Annotated in this window: 17 protein-coding genes; 3 read left to right on the plus strand and 14 right to left on the minus strand. The window is 56.8% G+C overall.

Annotated elements, in window-relative coordinates:
* Genes rpsR through rpsF form a run of 3 tightly spaced genes read right to left on the minus strand, consistent with a single transcriptional unit; the run spans position 1 to position 952 of the window.
* On the minus strand, positions 1–228 hold the full coding sequence (gene rpsR / locus LU196_RS08500; RefSeq protein WP_000135199.1) for a 30S ribosomal protein S18: 228 nt from the start codon (positions 226–228) through the stop codon (positions 1–3).
* A gap of 4 nt (positions 229–232) precedes the next feature.
* On the minus strand, positions 233–550 hold the full coding sequence (gene priB, locus LU196_RS08505; protein WP_232758313.1) for a primosomal replication protein N: 318 nt from the start codon (positions 548–550) through the stop codon (positions 233–235).
* 6 nt (positions 551–556) lie between these two features.
* Positions 557–952 carry a 30S ribosomal protein S6 gene (gene rpsF, locus LU196_RS08510; protein WP_128600449.1) on the minus strand — a complete coding sequence of 132 codons (396 nt, stop codon included), beginning with the start codon at positions 950–952 and terminating at the stop codon, positions 557–559.
* Positions 953–1,325: 373 nt separating this feature from the next.
* Here rpsF and LU196_RS08515 point away from each other — a divergent pair, with 373 nt between their 5' ends.
* On the plus strand, positions 1,326–1,532 hold the full coding sequence (locus LU196_RS08515) for a hypothetical protein (protein WP_232758312.1): 207 nt from the start codon (positions 1,326–1,328) through the stop codon (positions 1,530–1,532).
* A gap of 45 nt (positions 1,533–1,577) precedes the next feature.
* On the opposite strand, the gene yjfP is transcribed toward LU196_RS08515, so the two are convergent.
* Positions 1,578–2,327: an esterase gene (gene yjfP, locus LU196_RS08520; protein WP_232758311.1), complete on the minus strand. Its 750-nt coding sequence runs from the start codon at positions 2,325–2,327 to the stop codon at positions 1,578–1,580.
* A 169-nt stretch (positions 2,328–2,496) separates the two neighbouring features.
* Here yjfP and LU196_RS08525 point away from each other — a divergent pair, with 169 nt between their 5' ends.
* Both LU196_RS08525 and bsmA read left to right on the plus strand, forming a co-directional pair.
* Entirely contained in the window at positions 2,497–4,428 is a 1,932-nt protein-coding gene (locus LU196_RS08525; protein WP_232758310.1) for a methyl-accepting chemotaxis protein, read from the plus strand.
* Positions 4,429–4,483: 55 nt separating this feature from the next.
* Positions 4,484–4,813: a biofilm peroxide resistance protein BsmA gene (gene bsmA / locus LU196_RS08530; protein ID WP_232758309.1), complete on the plus strand. Its 330-nt coding sequence runs from the start codon at positions 4,484–4,486 to the stop codon at positions 4,811–4,813.
* Here bsmA and LU196_RS08535 read toward each other — a convergent pair.
* From LU196_RS08535 to hfq, 10 genes are all read right to left on the minus strand, one after another.
* Positions 4,784–6,415 (minus strand): isovaleryl-CoA dehydrogenase, encoded by a 1,632-nt coding sequence (locus tag LU196_RS08535; protein WP_232758308.1) that lies wholly within the window; start codon positions 6,413–6,415, stop codon positions 4,784–4,786. The two genes, bsmA and LU196_RS08535, sit on opposite strands and share 30 nt — an antisense overlap.
* A gap of 132 nt (positions 6,416–6,547) precedes the next feature.
* Entirely contained in the window at positions 6,548–7,282 is a 735-nt protein-coding gene (gene rlmB, locus LU196_RS08540) for a 23S rRNA (guanosine(2251)-2'-O)-methyltransferase RlmB (RefSeq protein WP_232758307.1), read from the minus strand.
* An 87-nt stretch (positions 7,283–7,369) separates the two neighbouring features.
* Positions 7,370–9,808, minus strand: coding sequence for a ribonuclease R (gene rnr, locus LU196_RS08545; protein WP_232758306.1), 2,439 nt, complete (start codon positions 9,806–9,808; stop codon positions 7,370–7,372).
* Between the two features lie 16 nt (positions 9,809–9,824).
* The gene (nsrR, locus tag LU196_RS08550; protein ID WP_232758305.1) at positions 9,825–10,268 is read right to left on the minus strand and encodes a nitric oxide-sensing transcriptional repressor NsrR; all 444 of its coding nucleotides are present in this window, start codon (positions 10,266–10,268) and stop codon (positions 9,825–9,827) included.
* Between the two features lie 276 nt (positions 10,269–10,544).
* The gene (locus LU196_RS08555) at positions 10,545–11,843 is read right to left on the minus strand and encodes an adenylosuccinate synthase (RefSeq protein WP_232758304.1); all 1,299 of its coding nucleotides are present in this window, start codon (positions 11,841–11,843) and stop codon (positions 10,545–10,547) included.
* Positions 11,844–12,011: 168 nt separating this feature from the next.
* Positions 12,012–12,209, minus strand: a complete 198-nt coding sequence (locus tag LU196_RS08560) for a DUF2065 family protein (RefSeq protein WP_232758303.1) — start codon at positions 12,207–12,209, stop codon at positions 12,012–12,014.
* A gap of 59 nt (positions 12,210–12,268) precedes the next feature.
* The gene (hflC, locus tag LU196_RS08565) at positions 12,269–13,273 is read right to left on the minus strand and encodes a protease modulator HflC (RefSeq protein WP_232758302.1); all 1,005 of its coding nucleotides are present in this window, start codon (positions 13,271–13,273) and stop codon (positions 12,269–12,271) included.
* Positions 13,274–13,276: 3 nt separating this feature from the next.
* Positions 13,277–14,515 (minus strand): FtsH protease activity modulator HflK, encoded by a 1,239-nt coding sequence (gene hflK / locus LU196_RS08570; protein WP_232758301.1) that lies wholly within the window; start codon positions 14,513–14,515, stop codon positions 13,277–13,279.
* Between the two features lie 222 nt (positions 14,516–14,737).
* Positions 14,738–16,018: a ribosome rescue GTPase HflX gene (hflX, locus tag LU196_RS08575; protein WP_232758300.1), complete on the minus strand. Its 1,281-nt coding sequence runs from the start codon at positions 16,016–16,018 to the stop codon at positions 14,738–14,740.
* A 79-nt stretch (positions 16,019–16,097) separates the two neighbouring features.
* Positions 16,098–16,412: an RNA chaperone Hfq gene (gene hfq, locus LU196_RS08580; RefSeq protein ID WP_010618006.1), complete on the minus strand. Its 315-nt coding sequence runs from the start codon at positions 16,410–16,412 to the stop codon at positions 16,098–16,100.
* Between the last annotated feature and the right edge of the window lie 16 nt (positions 16,413–16,428).

Consider the following 16,428-nt stretch of genomic DNA (forward strand, 5'->3'; position numbering starts at 1 on the left):
TTACTGATGACGATCAGTGTATGGCAGCAGAGACAGGTAACGCGCGCGCTTGATAGCACGAGCCAGCTGACGCTGGTATTTAGCACGAGTACCAGTGATACGGCTTGGAACAATCTTGCCGCTTTCAGTGATGTAGTTTTTCAGCGTTGCGATATCTTTATAATCGATCTCTTGAACGCCTTCCGCGGTGAAACGGCAGAACTTGCGACGACGGAAATAACGTGCCATTTGGCTAGTCTCCAGAATCTATCAATTCAATCTGCTCGGCATGTAACACTAATTTGGTCAATCCATTGCGCGCCTGATGGCTGCTAATGAAACCTTCCAGAGTAAGTTGCGTGCCGACCGTTATATGTTGAGTAATCACCTGATGGGCGCTGCCGCTGATAATCACCGGCATCTGACACCAGGCTTGCCGGTGAAAACCGGCTTCCTCCTGCACAGAACGGTGCTCAAGCACGAACTGGCAGTGTGGAATCCCTGACGGGCTGATTTTTCGAACTGGCGTCTTGCACACGGTGCCAGACAGGCGCAGTCGATTCGCCGTCATAGTGGATTACTCTTCAGAATCCCCAGCATCTGAGTCATCTGCCGATTCGTTTGCGAAGTCTTCGCGGCGCTCACGACGCTCGTCTTTCGCTTTAACCATCGGAGAAGCTTCAGTTACCGCGTGCTTAACGCGCATAACCATGCTGCGGATAACGGCGTCGTTGAAGCGGAAGTTAGTTTCCAGCTCGTCGATCACTTCCTGCGGTGCTTCTACGTTCAGCAGAACATAGTGTGCTTTGTGCAGTTTGTTGATCGGGTAAGCCAGCTGACGGCGGCCCCAGTCTTCCAGACGGTGGATCGTGCCCTGAGCACCAGTGATAGCACCAGTGTAACGCTCGATCATGCCCGGAACCTGTTCGCTCTGGTCAGGATGGACCATAAATACGATTTCGTAATGACGCATCGATAGCTCCTTACGGATTATTCAGCCTCCTGTCAGGGTCAGCTGCGGCCCACGGAAGCAAGGAACGTTATAGGTAATGATTCATTAAAATGAACCACACCTCTGAATGCAGCTGAAAAATTGACGCGTAATCATACTGGCGTCCGGCAGGAAACTCAAGCGCACAATCTATCAATTGGCGGGTTTTGTGCCATGAGCAGGCACCTTTTGTGCTAACGCTTGTGATTCAGTGAGATGAAGAAGCGTTGTTCAAAATGGCTGATGAGGGTGTTCAAGCGGACGATCTGGCGTCGTTATGGCGAAACGCTAAACTTGTTAACAGGGCAACGCACCTGCTGCCCGCCGAGTTTTTCCCTGAAGTGAGGAGTCGATTATGAAAGCTGTCATTGTCGCCACTTTACTGGGTCTCTTCCTGTCCCCCCTCGCGCTTGCCAGCACCGCTGACTATGCGCAGCAGATAAGAAGTCACAGCAGCCAAGCGGCTTCAGGCTATGTTTATGTCAATCGTTTGGATGCGCCGGGCAGTGATGCCACCCGCGCATGTGCCAGCGCGACCGAGCGGTTGTCTTCGCAACTGTAACGGCGGCATTGCACCGGGCTGGCGTCGCGTGCGCCAGCTCGCCGGCTATAAATGATGCTTAAAAAAGCTGACCATCGCCGTGAGCGCGGAAGGCGTGATTTTGTGCCCTACCTGCCTTTCCGACAGCGCGGTCAGGTGCGTATCCCACTTCGCGTCGCGTAGCGCCCTTTCCAGCCGGACAAACTCGGCAAACGGCACCACCTCATCCGCTTCACCGTGCCACAGCAGCAGCGGTCGTCCTGCCAGCGCGCTGAGCTGCTGGCTGGGATCGTAAGCAGAGAGCGGTGCTAATCGGTTTGCCAGCGCCGCCTGTTGCGCGGGCGTCTTGGCCACCAGCGGCGGAAATAGCTGCGGGCTCAGTTGTGCAAAATAGCCGGACCCCATCATGCACGCCACGCTGTGGATATGCGGATAACGTGCCATCGCGCCCAGCGCCGTCATGCCGCCCATCGAAGCACCCGCGACCGCAAAGCGCGCCCCGGCGATCAGATCCTTTTCGCGCAGCGCCGCTTCCAGCAGCGGCACTTCATCAATGTTTTGACGCAGAATCTCCCAAAAATGGGTCATGCGGGTGTCAGTATCCCCGTTGTAACGCGCGCCGTGCATGTCGGCATCCGGCAGCACCGCGCGGAATCCCGCCTGCGCCAGCGCCACGGCGAAATAGCTGTAAACCTCTTTGGACGAGGTGAAGCCGTGCCAAAACAGCACTGTGGGCAGCTGCGCATGGCGCTGTCCAGCGGGGGCAGCATGAATACACGCAATGCCCGCCAGATTCTCTGTGACGATTTCAATCATGACGCGACTCCTTTGCCTGCCTTACGGGTATTCCACCGCTCTCAGTGTATGCCCTTCAAGATGAATTGCGAACCACATCACATAAAATCCCCATAGTTTCGCCCCTAAACTTTTTCCAGACGCTGCCGTTATGGCTTGTAACTCTTTAATTAAATAAAAAAGGTCTTTTATGAAGCGTCGTTCTCTCAGCGCCATGAGCCTCGGTATTAAGCTGTCTGTATTGACGTCCTTAAGCGTGGCTATCGTGTTGTTTATCTTAACGTTAACCCTTAGCCACAACGCCGCCCGCCAACTCGAGCAGCTGGCCACTGACGACATGCAGAATCAGGTGCTGGGCATCAATGAAATGACGACGATGTTCAACGCCACGCTGTCGGAAGAGGTGTCAAATTACACCAAACTCTTCCAAAGCTTTTTGCCCAAGCGCTTCAGTCGCGATGAGAGCGCCCGCATTCAGGTGGGCGATATCAGTACGCCGACGCTGCGCGCGGGCTTAAAAACCTTAAACCTCGACCAGATCGCCGTGGATGACTTTCTCGATCGCACCGGTGCGGTCTCCACCATTTTTGTCCGGGATGGCGATGACTACATTCGCATTGCGACGTCGCTGAAAAAAGAGGATGGCAGCCGGGCCATCGGCACCCGCCTCGATCGCAGCAGCCCTGCGTGGCGCAGCGCCAACAGTGGCGAGATTTATCGCGGCCTTTCGACCCTGTTTGGACACCGCTATATCACCCAGTATCAGCCGGTAAAAGATGAGAGCGGCGCGGTCATTGCCATTCTATTTGTGGGCGTGCAGATCGACTCGCAGTATGCCCTGATGCGGGAAAAAGTGCTGGCACGCCACCTGAGCGACAGCGGCAGCTTCTTTGTGCTGAACGGCGCGCCGGGCAAAACCCAGGGGCAATACCTGTTCCATCGCAATAACGAAGGCAAATTGCCCCGCTGGGAAAGCGCCGTGCAGCAGCAAGTGTTATCAGATGCCAAAGGGTTACTGGTGATGGAGCTTGATGGCGAGAGCAAAATGCTGGCCTGGCAGCAGGTGCCAGGCTGGAACTGGATTGTGGCTGGCGAAGTCAGCCGCGCCAGCTTACTGGCACCTATCACCCATAGCCGCAACCTGTTTATGGCTATTGGGCTGGGACTGGTGGTGCTGTTTGCTCTTGGTTTTATCCTCTACAGCCGCCGAGCAATCACGCGCCCGCTGCAGCAAGTGATTCACCTCGCGGAGCAGTACGCCGCGGGCAATCTGCAGGCGCATCTCGACTCCTCACGTCGCGACGAAATTGGCCAACTGGTTGCCGCCATCAATGGCATCGGTGACGGTCTGGAAAAAGTGGTGAGTCAGGTGCGCCGCGCTGCCAGCGATATCAGTCACGGCACCGACACCCTGGCCGCCAGCAGCGCCAGCATCAGCGAGCAAATTGGCCGCCAGGCAAGCAGCGTCGAAGAGACCTCGGCTAGCATGGAGCAGTTCGGGGCCACCGTAGCGCAAACGGCTGCCAACGTGCGCCAGGCGATGGCGCTGGTGAGTGAAGCGGCGAACAAAGTCAGCCACGGCGGCAGCACCGTGACGCGTTCAGTGGAGACCATGGCGGACATACGCGAAGCGTCGCAGAGCATATCGGACATCACTCACGTGATTGAATCCATTGCTTTCCAAACCAATATTCTGGCGCTCAACGCCGCCGTGGAAGCGGCGCGTGCTGGTGAGCACGGCAAAGGATTCGCGGTGGTGGCGGCCGAGGTACGTGCGCTGGCACAGCGCAGCGCCAACGCGGCGAAGGAGATCGACGGACTGATCGCCCGTTCTATTGATAAAGTTGCGGCGGGCCATACGCTGTCAGAGCAAACGCGTGATGCTATGCAGCATATCGTGAGTGAAATTGAGCAGGTGAAAACCCTGATGGGCGAGATCAATATCGCCGCCCAAGAGCAGGCGGCGGGCATTGGTCAGGTGAATCTGGCGATGAACCATATCAGCCACGCCACACACCAGAGCAGCGATATGATCACGCAGTCGGAAGCCACGGCGCAAAACCTCAGCCAGCAGGGGCATCACTTAACGCACCTGGTCAGCATTTTTCAGCTAAAAAGCTAAACCTTGCGCAGAAGATGGCCTAAACTCAGGCCATCTTCTCTGTTAAGGAGTGGCTATGCGCGGCTTTTTTCTGGCGTTGAGTGTGTTATTAAGCGGGTGTGCCGCCCTGAATGGCGCGCCGCAGTCGCCGCCGCCTCCTGCACGTCACGCGCAGGAGATTTCACGGGCACAAAGCGACGGCTTGCCCAAACTGGGCACGGTGACGGTGACCACGCGCGGCTCGCCGGATGATGCGCAGCGCGCCCTCGCCGCACGTGCGAACCAGCAGGGCGCGGTGTATTACCAGATCCTGATGCTGGATGACACGACGCTGCCGGGTGTGTGGTACGGCACGGCGCTGCTGTATGGCGCGCCCTTAAATAACGCCGCCCGCCCGCAGCAGTAAGCGCGTACAGAGCGCATCGCCCAAGGCGCGCGGCGCGCGGGCGTCCAGCCGCTGCTGACACCAGGCATCCGCCAGCGGCGGTTCAGCCACGTTAAGGAGGATCGCCGCACAGGCCAGCTGAAGCAGTGCCTGCGCCACCGCTCTCGCCTCTTCCTCACGCACCTTTGCAAGCTGCAATCGCAGTTGCCGCCAGCGCCGATCAAAGTGACGATTACAGCCTTTCACGGTGTCAAATTCACGATCCAGCATCGCAATAACGCCCTCTTTATCGCGCAGTACGCGCAGCACATCCAGGCACATCACGTTGCCCGAGCCTTCCCAGATACTGTTCACCGGCATTTCACGGTACAGGCGCGGCAGCTCGCTCTCTTCGCAGTAGCCGATGCCACCCAAAACTTCCATGGATTCGGCCACAAACGCGATCCCCGCCTGGCAAATGCCAAACTTGGCTACCGGCGTAAATAAGCGCGCGTAGAGCGTCTCGTGCGGACTGTTTGCCGTTGACCAGGCGCGCGCCAGCCGCAGCAGCAGCGCCGTCTGCGCTTCGAGCAGCAGCGCTTGCTGCGCCAACACGCGGCGCATCACTGGCTGAGCGCTGAGGGGTTTTCCCATCACTTGCCGCTGCTGGGCATGGTGGTGTGCGAGGGTGAACGCGCGGCGCATCATGCCGTGGCTGCCGAGCGCGCAGTCAAAGCGCGTCATCCCGCCCATCTTGAGGATCAAGCGGATGCCCTGACCCTCTTCGCCCATCAGCCAGCCAACGGCATCCTGAAATTCAACCTCGGCGCTGGCGTTGGAGCGGTTGCCCAGCTTGTCTTTGAGTCGCTCAAGTCGAATGGCGTTACGTGTTCCATCCGGCAGCAGGCGCGGCAGAAAGAAACAGCTCAGGCCCTGCGCGGTCTGTGCCAGGATCAGGTGCGCGTCACTTTGCGGCACCGAGAAGAACCATTTGTGCCCGGTAATGCGGTACGGCTCACCCGCGCCGCGCTGGCCAAGCGGTTCAGCGCGCGTGGTATTGATCAGCACATCGGTGCCGCCCTGTTTTTCCGTCATGCCCATACCAATCAGCAGGCCGCGCTTTTGCTCGCCGGGCAGATGATGCGCGTCATAACGATCGCTTAACAGCGGGACACGCCATGCCGCCCACGGGTCAGGCAGGCTCTGCTGCAACAGCGGAATGGCCGCGTGCGTCATGGTGACTGGACAGAGCGATCCTGCTTCAACCTGCGCATGCAAAATAAAGCGCGCAGCGCGTGCGACCATGGCACCCGGCAGCACATCGGGCTGCCAGCTGAGGTTGTGCAGCCGACTGGCGCACAGGCCCTGCATCAGCAGATGCCACGCCGGGTGAAAGCGCACGTCATCCAGCCGCTCACCGCGCGCATCGTAGCGCACCAGCGTGGGCGGGTGCGCATTGGCCAGGCGACCCAGCTCAAGGGATTCAACGCTGCCAAGCTGCAGCCCTACGGAGGCAAGCCATTCGCGATCCCAGCTGGCGCCCTCGCGCGTGACCGCCTCGCACAGGGCAATATCGTGGGTAAAGAGGTTGCTGTTAGCGAGAGGAAGCGGCTGATTGAAAACGCTGTGGGTGGTCCAGGCCATAACGGCTCCTTTTCACATGATACCGGTTTTCCCTGCGCCCCTGCCTGAGCAGTCGCGCAGCGTGTCTCGGTGATGAGTATGAAAAGTGTTAGGCCGTTATGCCTGGCGCAAAAAAGTATTTTGCGGCGGCGATCACGCCTGACGCTGGCGCACCGCTTCGAACAGGCACACGCCGGTGGCGACCGAAACGTTGAGCGACGAGACGCTGCCAGCCATAGGGATGCTGATTAACTCATCGCAGTGTTCGCGGGTCAGGCGGCGCATGCCTTCGCCTTCCGCGCCCATCACCAGCGCCATCGGGCCGGTCATTTTGCTTTGGTACAGCGTATGGTCGGCCTCGCCCGCGGTGCCGACAATCCAGACGTTATACTCCTGCAACAGGCGCATGGTGCGCGCAAGGTTAGTCACGCGGATGAGCGGCACGTTCTCAGCGGCACCGCTGGCAACTTTCTTCGCGGTGGCGTTGAGTGGCGCAGCACGATCCTTCGGTACGATAACCGCATGCACGCCAGCGGCATCCGCGCTGCGCAGGCAGGCCCCGAGGTTGTGGGGATCGGTGACGCCATCCAGGATCAGCAAAAAGGGTTTTTCCAATGCCGCCAGCAGATCGGGCAGATCGCCCTCCTGATAGTTTTTGCCGGGTTTGACGCGCGCCACGATACCCTGATGCACGCCGCCCTCGACCTGCCCATCGAGCCACTGGCGGTTAGCCAGCTGCACGACAATACCCTGAGCTTCCAGCGCCGCGACCAGCGGCTGCAGACGGCGATCGTCGCGCCCTTTAAGGATAAACACTTCCTGAAAACGCTGGGGATCGCGCTCCAGCAGCGCCTGCACGGCATGAATGCCAAAAATTATTTCACTCATTCTTTAACTCAAGGTTGGATTTGAATCGGGGTGGCGATGGCCGCTGCGCCCTCGGTGGCGCACCGCAGTGCGCCACCGAAGTCAGCATCAAGACTGTTTATCTTTCTGCTTTGCCGCACGCTTTGCCTTGGTGGCGGCGGCGATTTTACGGGTTTTTTCGGAGACTTTTTTACTTTTTTTCTCGGTTTTTGCCGCAGCAGGCTTTTTCTGCTCGCCGCGGAAAGCGGCATCAGGCTCAAAATTACCCTTTTTGCCTGCATCGCGACGCCGTTTGGTAGCTGGCTTGCTGCCGCGTTTTTCTCGCTCGCGGGCGGTTTTGCCTTCACCACGCGGCACGCGCTTGCTGGAGATGAGCGCGAAGTCGATTTTACGTTCATCCATGTGAACCGCATCCACGCGCACTTCGACCGCGTCACCCAAGCGATAGGTGCGTCCACCGGACTCGCCAATCAAACGCTGCCCCACCGCATCGAAGCGGTAGTAATCGTTATCCAGCGTCGAGACGTGCACCAGGCCATCGATAAACAGATCGTTGAGGCGCACAAAGAAACCGAAACCGGTCACGCTGGAGATCACGCCGTTAAACACATTGCCCACCTGATCCTGCATGAAGTCGCACTTCAACCAGTCGGCGACGTCACGCGTGGCCTCGTCGGCACGGCGTTCGGTCATGGAACAGTGCTGTCCGAGCTGCAGCATCTGCTGCATATCATAGTGATAACCGCCGGTAGCCGTGGTAATGCCGTTTTCCGTGCCCTGCTCTTTCGCCAGCAGGTACTTAATGGCACGGTGCAGCAGCAGATCGGGGTAACGACGAATCGGTGAGGTAAAGTGCGCATAAGATTGCAGCGCCAGACCAAAGTGACCGCGATTTTCCGGATCGTAAACCGCCTGCTTCATCGAGCGCAGCAGCATGGTTTGCAGCATTTCTGCATCGGGACGATCGGCTATCTGATTCAGCAGATCGGCATAATCGATCGGCTGTGGTTTTGCGCCGCCGGGTAGACTCAGACCCAACTCGCCTAAAACGGTGCGGAAGCTGGTGATGCTGTCTTCGCTCGGGCGATCGTGATCGCGGAACAGCGCAGGCTCCTGATTTTTTTCCACGAAGCGCGCCGACGCGATGTTGGCGAGGATCATGCACTCTTCAATCAGCTTATGCGCGTCGTTGCGTACCGTGCGCTCCACGCGCTCGATGCGGCGATCGGCGTTGAAGATAAATTTGGCTTCTTCGGTCTCAAATGAGATGCCGCCGCGCTGCTCGCGCGCCGTTTCAAGAACTTGATACATGCGGTGCAGCTCTTCAAGGTGCTTCACCTGCGACGCATATTGCTCGCGCAGTTCCTGATGGCCCTGCAGGATATGCCACACTTTGTTGTAGGTCAGGCGCGCATGGGAATTCATCACCGCCTCATAGTGCTTGAAGCCGGTCAGTTTGCCGCTGGCGGAGATGGTCATCTCGCACACCATGCACAGGCGATCGACCTGCGGATTCAGCGAGCAGAGGCCATTCGATAAAATTTCCGGCAGCATCGGCACAACCTGCGACGGGAAGTAAACCGAGGTTCCACGCTGATGCGCTTCGGCATCCAGCGCCGTTCCCGGACGCACGTAATAGCTTACGTCGGCGATGGCCACCCACAAACGCCAGCCGCCACCGCGTTTTTTCTCGCAGTAAACGGCGTCGTCAAAGTCGCGGGCATCCTCGCCATCAATCGTCACCAGCGGCAGCGAGCGGAGATCCACACGTCCTTTTTTCGCGGCTTCTGGCACCTGCTCTTTCAGCTTAGCAATCTCTTTTTCGACTTCTTCCGGCCAGGCGTGCGGGATTTCATGGGTGCGTAGCGCCATATCTACAGCCAGCCCAGTACCCATGTTATCGCCGAGAATTTCGGTGATTTTGCCGATGGCTTTGGTACGGCGCGTGGCGCGCTGCACAATTTCGACCACCACCACCGACCCCATGCGCGCATCCAGCGTGGCGTCCTGCGGGATGAGAATATCAAAGCTCAGACGACTGTCGTCGGGCACGACGAAGCCGGTGCCGGCATCGGTAAAGTAGCGCCCGACAATTTGGCTGTTGCGCGGCTCAAGTACGCGCACCACGCGCGCTTCGCGGCGACCTTTGCGGTCAGCGCCGCCCGGCTGTGCCAGAATGACATCGCCATGCAGGCACAGTTTCATCTGCTCAGCTGACAGATAGAAGTCATCTTTCTGCCCTTCGGCGCGCAAGAAGCCGTAGCCGTCGCGGTGGCCGATGACTTTACCGCGCAGCAGATCGAGACGCTCTGGCAGGGCATAGCATTGACGGCGTGTGAACACTAACTGCCCGTCACGCTCCATGGCGCGCAGGCGGCGGCGCAGCGCTTCAAGCTGCTCTTCGCTGGTGATCTTTAATGCGTCCGCGATCTCTTCGCGGCTAGCCGGTTTCTCACGCTGTTCTAACAGCGCCAGGATAAATTCGCGGCTGGGAATGGGGTTGTCGTATTTTTCTGCTTCTCTGTCCTGGAAAGGATCTTTTGACATGTCGGTTCCTCCGATGTCATTGAGTGGGGATTACCACCGGCGGTTCGGATAATAAAATGTGGTAGAGCGAATCGTTGTTGCGCACCAAGTCGGCCAGCGTGTATTTATCGAGCTCCTGTAAAAAGAGCTGTACGGCGTCGTTGAGCGCGCTGCGCAGTCGGCAAGCCGGGGTAATGGCACACTCGCTGCAGTTCACCAACTGCAGCGGCTCCATTTTTCTCACAACGTCGCCAATCACAATGCTGGCCGGGTCCATGCCTAAACGAATACCGCCGTTTTTACCGCGTGTCGCGGCGACAAAGCCAGCCCGGCTCAATTGATTGATGATCTTCACCATGTGATTGCGCGATACGCCATAGGTATCGGTGACTTCAGTAATATTAGTCTGTTTGCCCGGTGGCAGCGTCGCCATGTAAATCAGGGCGCGAAGACCATAATCAGTAAAACTTGTTAATTGCACATAGACCTCGGTAAATCATCAGGCGTTAGGGTTATGCGCCGGTCGGAGTGGTGATTAACTACGATGATAAACCAGTGCATCAAAGCCGGTGCGTTTTTTTCAGGCAAGCGCCAATAAATGCGAGAAAAAGAGAGTGTGTGACGTTAAAGAGCAGACGAGACCTGCGTAATCCAGGGAAAGCAAGCGGCGCGGAACAACGGTAAACACCCATTACTGCCGCTAAAACGTTGGATATTGCGGATAAACAAAGGCCGGACAGCGTCCGGCCTGGTCAGATTATGCGTCGAACGGATCGCGCAAAATCATGGTCTCACTGCGGTCTGGGCCGGTTGAAATAATATCAATCGGCACGCCTGTCACTTCTTCAACACGCTTGATGTAGTTGCGTGCTGCCTGCGGCAGTCCCTCCAGCGTTTTCACGCCAAAGGTGTTTTCACTCCAGCCTGGCAGGGTTTCGTAGATAGGCTCAATGCCTTCCCAACCTTCTGCCGCCAGCGGCGTGGTTGTCATTTCGCGGCCATCAGGCATGCGGTAGCCTACGCAGATTTTAACTTCTTTCAGGCCATCCAGCACGTCCAGTTTGGTCATGCAGAAACCTGACAAAGAGTTAATCTGCACCGCACGACGTACGGCAACCGCATCCAGCCAACCGGTACGGCGACGACGGCCCGTGGTCGCACCAAACTCATTGCCTTGTTTACACAGGAATTCGCCGGTTTCGTCAAACAGTTCGGTCGGGAACGGGCCTGCACCTACGCGCGTGGAGTAAGCTTTAACAATACCCAACACGTAGTCAACATAGCGAGGACCAATGCCTGACCCGGTTGCCACACCGCCAGCCGTGGTGTTAGAGGAGGTCACATAAGGATAAGTCCCGTGGTCAATATCCAGCAGCGTACCTTGCGCACCTTCAAACATGATCAGATCGCCACGCTTGCGCGCGCCGTCCAGCAGTTCAGAAACGTCAACGACCATGCTGGTCAGGATGTCGGCCACTGCCATGACATCGCTCAGCACTTTGTCATAGTCAATCGCGTCAGTTTTGTAGTAATTCACCAGCTGGAAGTTATAGAAATCAACGATCTCTTTCAGCTTCACCGCAAACGTTTCTTTGTTAAAGAGGTCGCTAACGCGCAGACCGCGACGGGCAACTTTATCTTCGTAGGCTGGACCAATACCCCGCCCGGTGGTGCCGATCGCTTTGGCTCCACGCGCTTTTTCGCGCGCCAGATCCATGGCAACGTGGTATTGCAAGATCAGCGGGCACGCTTCAGAAATCAGCAGACGTTCACGTACCGGCACACCGCGATCTTCCAGTCCTTTCATCTCTTTCATCAGCGCTTCAGGCGACAGCACAACGCCGTTACCAATGATGCTGGTCACGTTATCACGCAGGATGCCAGAGGGAATTAAGTGGAGGACGGTTTTTTCACCGTTGATGACAAGTGTATGGCCTGCATTGTGGCCACCCTGGTAACGCACAACGTATTTCGCGCGTTCAGTCAGAAGGTCTACGATCTTACCTTTACCTTCGTCACCCCATTGGGTGCCCAGTACGACGACGTTCTTACCCATTTTTCAAAATCACCGATTGCTTAAAAAAGGATTCTACCACCGCATTTTCTCACTTTCAGCACTTTTAGCATACGATTGCGCGGTTTTTTGCCTGCATTTTGTTCAACTCACAACATATTGGGGAGCGAACCGCGAGGCAACACAAGATGCTCCTGAACAGCACCGTGTTTAGCTGGCATGCATGCTCAGCATGCAGTAAATCACCACGCCAGCAACCACAATTCCCCCGCCAAAACGGTGCAAAAGACGATCGGGAAGTTGCGACATCGTGAGGATCATGCGCCGCCACAGGCGCGGCATCAGCATGGGCCCTAGCCCTTCCAGCACCAGCACTAAGGCCAGCGCCATCCAAATCGTGGTGTTCATTCTCTTTTTCCCAAAAAAAAAGGCCGACACACTTGTCGGCCTCAAGGTTATAGCAGTTCTTAGCGTGCAGCGTCAGTCGGCGCTTTCATATAGCGGAAGAAATCGCTGTCCGGGCTCAGCACCATCACATCCTGGTTATCAGAGAAGCTGTTCTCATAGGCACGCAGGCTGCGGATAAACGCATAGAAGTCGGGATCCTGACTAAAGGCATCGGCAAACAGCTTCGCGGCTTCGCCGTCACCTTCACCGCGTGAAATCAGCGCGGTACGCTGTGCTTCCGCCAGCGTGCGCGTCACTTGATAATCCGCCTGAGCGCGCAGTTTTTCTGCTTCTTCCTGCCCCTGCGAGCGCTGGCTGCGCGCTACCGCTTCACGCTCTGCGCGCATACGGTTGTAAATCGCGTCGGAGACCTCAGTCGGCAGATTGATCTGCTTGATGCGCACATCGACGACCTGAATACCCAGCGCCGCCATACTGTTAGGGTTGGGAGCAGGCTCATTGCTGTTGGTTTCGCGCTCGACACGCGCCGCCGCATTGGCAATCGCGCTGTCCGCCGCCGGCGTCTGCACTTCATCATCACTGCCGGCGCTGCCGGTGTTCAGGGCATCGCGCACGTCAGTGGTTAAGCGGCCACGAGAGTCAGTCACGATGTCTTTCACGTCCAGACGCCCCATTTCAGAACGCAGACGGTCGCTAAACTTACGTTTCAGCAGCACTTCTGCCTGCGACACATCGCCACCGCCGGTTGCCAGGTAGTAACGGCTGAAGTCGCTGATGCGCCATTTAATATAAGAGTCGACGATCAGATCTTTTTTCTCTTTGGTGACAAAGCGATCGGCCTGATTGTCCATGGTCTGGATACGCGCATCGAGCGATTTAACGGTCTCAATAAACGGGATTTTGAAATGCAGACCCGGTGCATACACCTGCGGCTTATTCTCGCTATCGCGCAGCACTTTGCCGAAACGCAGCACGATACCGCGCTGGCCTTCCTGCACAACAAACAGTGACGCGTAAAGCACCACCAATACAACAATAATTACGGCGATGATTGGCTTACGCATCGGTTACTCCCTCCCTTCGCGCTGGGTATCATTACGCAGCGCGTTTGCGCGACGCTGATCCATGATGCTGTCCGGATTGTAAGATGAAGCGTCGTTGCGATCGGCACTGCTGCCTTGCGCAGACGGTGACTTCATCAGATTGACGGTATTGTGGCCGCGCGGGTTACCAGACGCTTGCCCGCCGCGCATGAGCTGATCCAGCGGCAGTACCATCAGGTTATTGCCCTTATCGTTAACCAGCACTTTGCGCGTGTGGCTCAGCACACGTTCCATGGTTTCGATATAAAGACGCTCTTTGGTGATCTGCGGTGCGGCTTTGTACTCAGGCAGCAGGCGAGCAAAACGCGCCACTTCACCCTGCGCTTCCAGCACGGTACGCTCTTTGTAAGCGCGGGCCTCTTCCAGAATACGCTGTGCCTGACCGTTAGCACGCGGCTGCACTTCGTTCGCGTAAGCTTCTGCTTCGCGAACGTACTGCTCGCGGTTTTCCCGCGCGGCAATCGCATCGTCAAAGGCGGCTTTCACTTCTTCCGGCGGACGAGCCGCCTGGAAGTTCACGTCGAGCAGCGTAATCCCCATGTTGTAAGGGCGAATCGTTTCATCGATCTCGCGCTGGGTATCGCTACGAACCACGGTACGGCCTTCCGTCAGGATGCGATCCATGGTTGAGCGGCCAATCACGCCACGCAGCGCGCTGTCGGTGGCCTGACGCAGGCTATCGTCCGCGCTGGTCACAGCAAACAGATAACGTTCCGGATCGGTGACGCGGTACTGTACGTTCATTTCAACGCGCACTACGTTCTCATCAGACGTCAGCATCACGCCTGATGCGGCCAGCTCACGCACCGCTTCAACGTTAACGGCGCGCACCTGATCGATAAATGTCGGTTTCCAGTTCAGGCCCGGCTCAACCAGATGACTGAACTTACCGAAACGGGTAACCACACCGCGCTCGGCTTCTTTGATGGTGTAGAACCCGCTGGCAGCCCAGATAATGACCGCTGCAGCGGCAACAATGCCAACCAGTTTGCCGCCGCTACCGCCGCTGCGCTGGCCGTTATCGCTCTGTTTGCCACCGCCCAGTCCGCCGAGTTTTTTACTCAACTTACGGAAGATATCATCCAGATCGGGAGGCCCCTGATCGCGCCCTCCCTTATTACCCCCAGAGTTGCCGCCTTGATTATTGCTGCTTCCCCACGGGTCGCGGTCCTGTCCGTTATTTCCGGGCTGATTCCACGCCATGTTTCTACTCCATTTATTGTATTTACGTTTTTTACCCTGCATTTCTCAGATCGCCGCGTCGCTGACAGCCTTCGCACATCTCGCCGCCGTGATGGAAAGCGTGGAGAGGTGCTCCGTTGCCGCCAGAGCGAATGGCGCAATTCTGGGCGCATCCTGCACGTGAGGGCCTGCAACGTTCATTGCGGTTATCGTCAAAAATTGAGTAAAGGCGTTTGGGCAATATCAAATAATATAACTGGTTAGCGCTGGTTCCTGTTTACACAAGCGACGCCAATCAACGATCGGCATACGGATGTGTAGCCCCAGAGAGCCATCTTCTTCGTTCCACTCTTTTTCAATCGCCTGCAGCTGATAGAAGCGGCTGCGCAAGCGCCCCGCTTCCGGTGGCAGACGTAAATCATATTGTGCCACCTCGCCTGCCAAACGCTCCGAGAGAGCCTGCCAGAGCAGTGGCAGCCCCTCGCCGGTCTGCGCAGAGAGCCAAACGCGGGTCGGCAGATTCTCTTCATTGCGATCGATACGCGGGACAAAACCGTCCAGCATATCAATCTTATTCATCACCAACAGTGCAGGAATTTCATCAGCCTCAATCTCCGCCAGCACTTCATTCACGGCGTCGATATTTTCATTAACGCGCAGGTCAGCAGCGTCAATCACGTGGATTAGCAAAGTTGCCTGACGCGTTTCTTGCAAGGTGGCTTTAAACGCGGCCACAAGATCGTGCGGCAGATGGCGAATAAAGCCCACGGTATCCGCTAAAACCACTTCACCCACATCAACAACGTTGAGGCGGCGCAGCGTAGGATCCAGCGTGGCGAACAGCTGATCCGCTGCGTAAACGTCAGCAGAAGTCATGCTGTTAAATAAGGTGGATTTTCCGGCATTGGTGTAGCCCACCAGCGAGACCGTCGGCACATCAGCCTTGGCACGCGCCTGGCGTCCCTGCTCGCGCTGTTTTTCAACGCGCTCAAGACGAGAAAGAATCTGGCTAATGCGACCACGCAGTAAACGACGGTCCGTCTCAAGCTGGGTTTCACCTGGACCGCGCAGGCCGATGCCGCCTTTTTGACGTTCAAGGTGGGTCCAGCCGCGTACCAGCCGCGTGGCGAGATGCCGCAACTGTGCCAACTCAACCTGCAATTTACCCTCGTGGGTACGGGCACGCTGAGCGAAAATATCGAGAATTAAGCCGGTGCGGTCAATAACGCGACACTCGCACAGCCGCTCAAGATTACGCTCCTGAGCAGGGGATAAGGCATGATCGAATAACACGACCGATGCTCCACTTGCTTTCACCGCATCGGCAATTTCAACTGCCTTTCCTTCACCGACAAAATATTTGGGATGAGGCGCTTTACGACTGCCGGTAATGACCTGCAGTGCATCGACACCCGCAGAAGAGACAAGAGTTTCAAACTCTTGCAAATCTTCCAGCTCTTTGTCTTGGGAGAACCAGATGTGTACCAGTACGGCCTGCTCACCGGCATCATAACGGTCAAACAAGCTATAACCTCGCTAAAATAAAATAACCAGGACGGGTAAACGCCGTCGCTCCCAGTCCTGGCTTTACGGCTCTGCAAAATTACTCTGCGTTGTCGCCGTCTTGTTGTGGCTGCGACTGAGCGCCCTGATTGCTTCCGCCGTGATGGTAGTTACTGCCACCGCTGCCGCCCGCGTTGTTGCTGTGATGCGAAACCGGACGTGAAGGAACCACTGTAGAGATGGCGTGCTTATACACCATCTGACTAACCGTGTTTTTCAGCAGAATGACGAACTGATCAAATGATTCAATTTGTCCCTGCAGCTTAATGCCGTTTACTAAATAGATCGAAACCGGTACACGTTCACGACGCAGCGCGTTCAAAAACGGGTCTTGTAATGATTGCCCCTTAGCCATTCTATCTTTTCCTTAT

It is taken from the genome of Pantoea sp. Mb-10 (assembly GCF_021272205.1).
Lineage (GTDB): Bacteria > Pseudomonadota > Gammaproteobacteria > Enterobacterales > Enterobacteriaceae > Pantoea.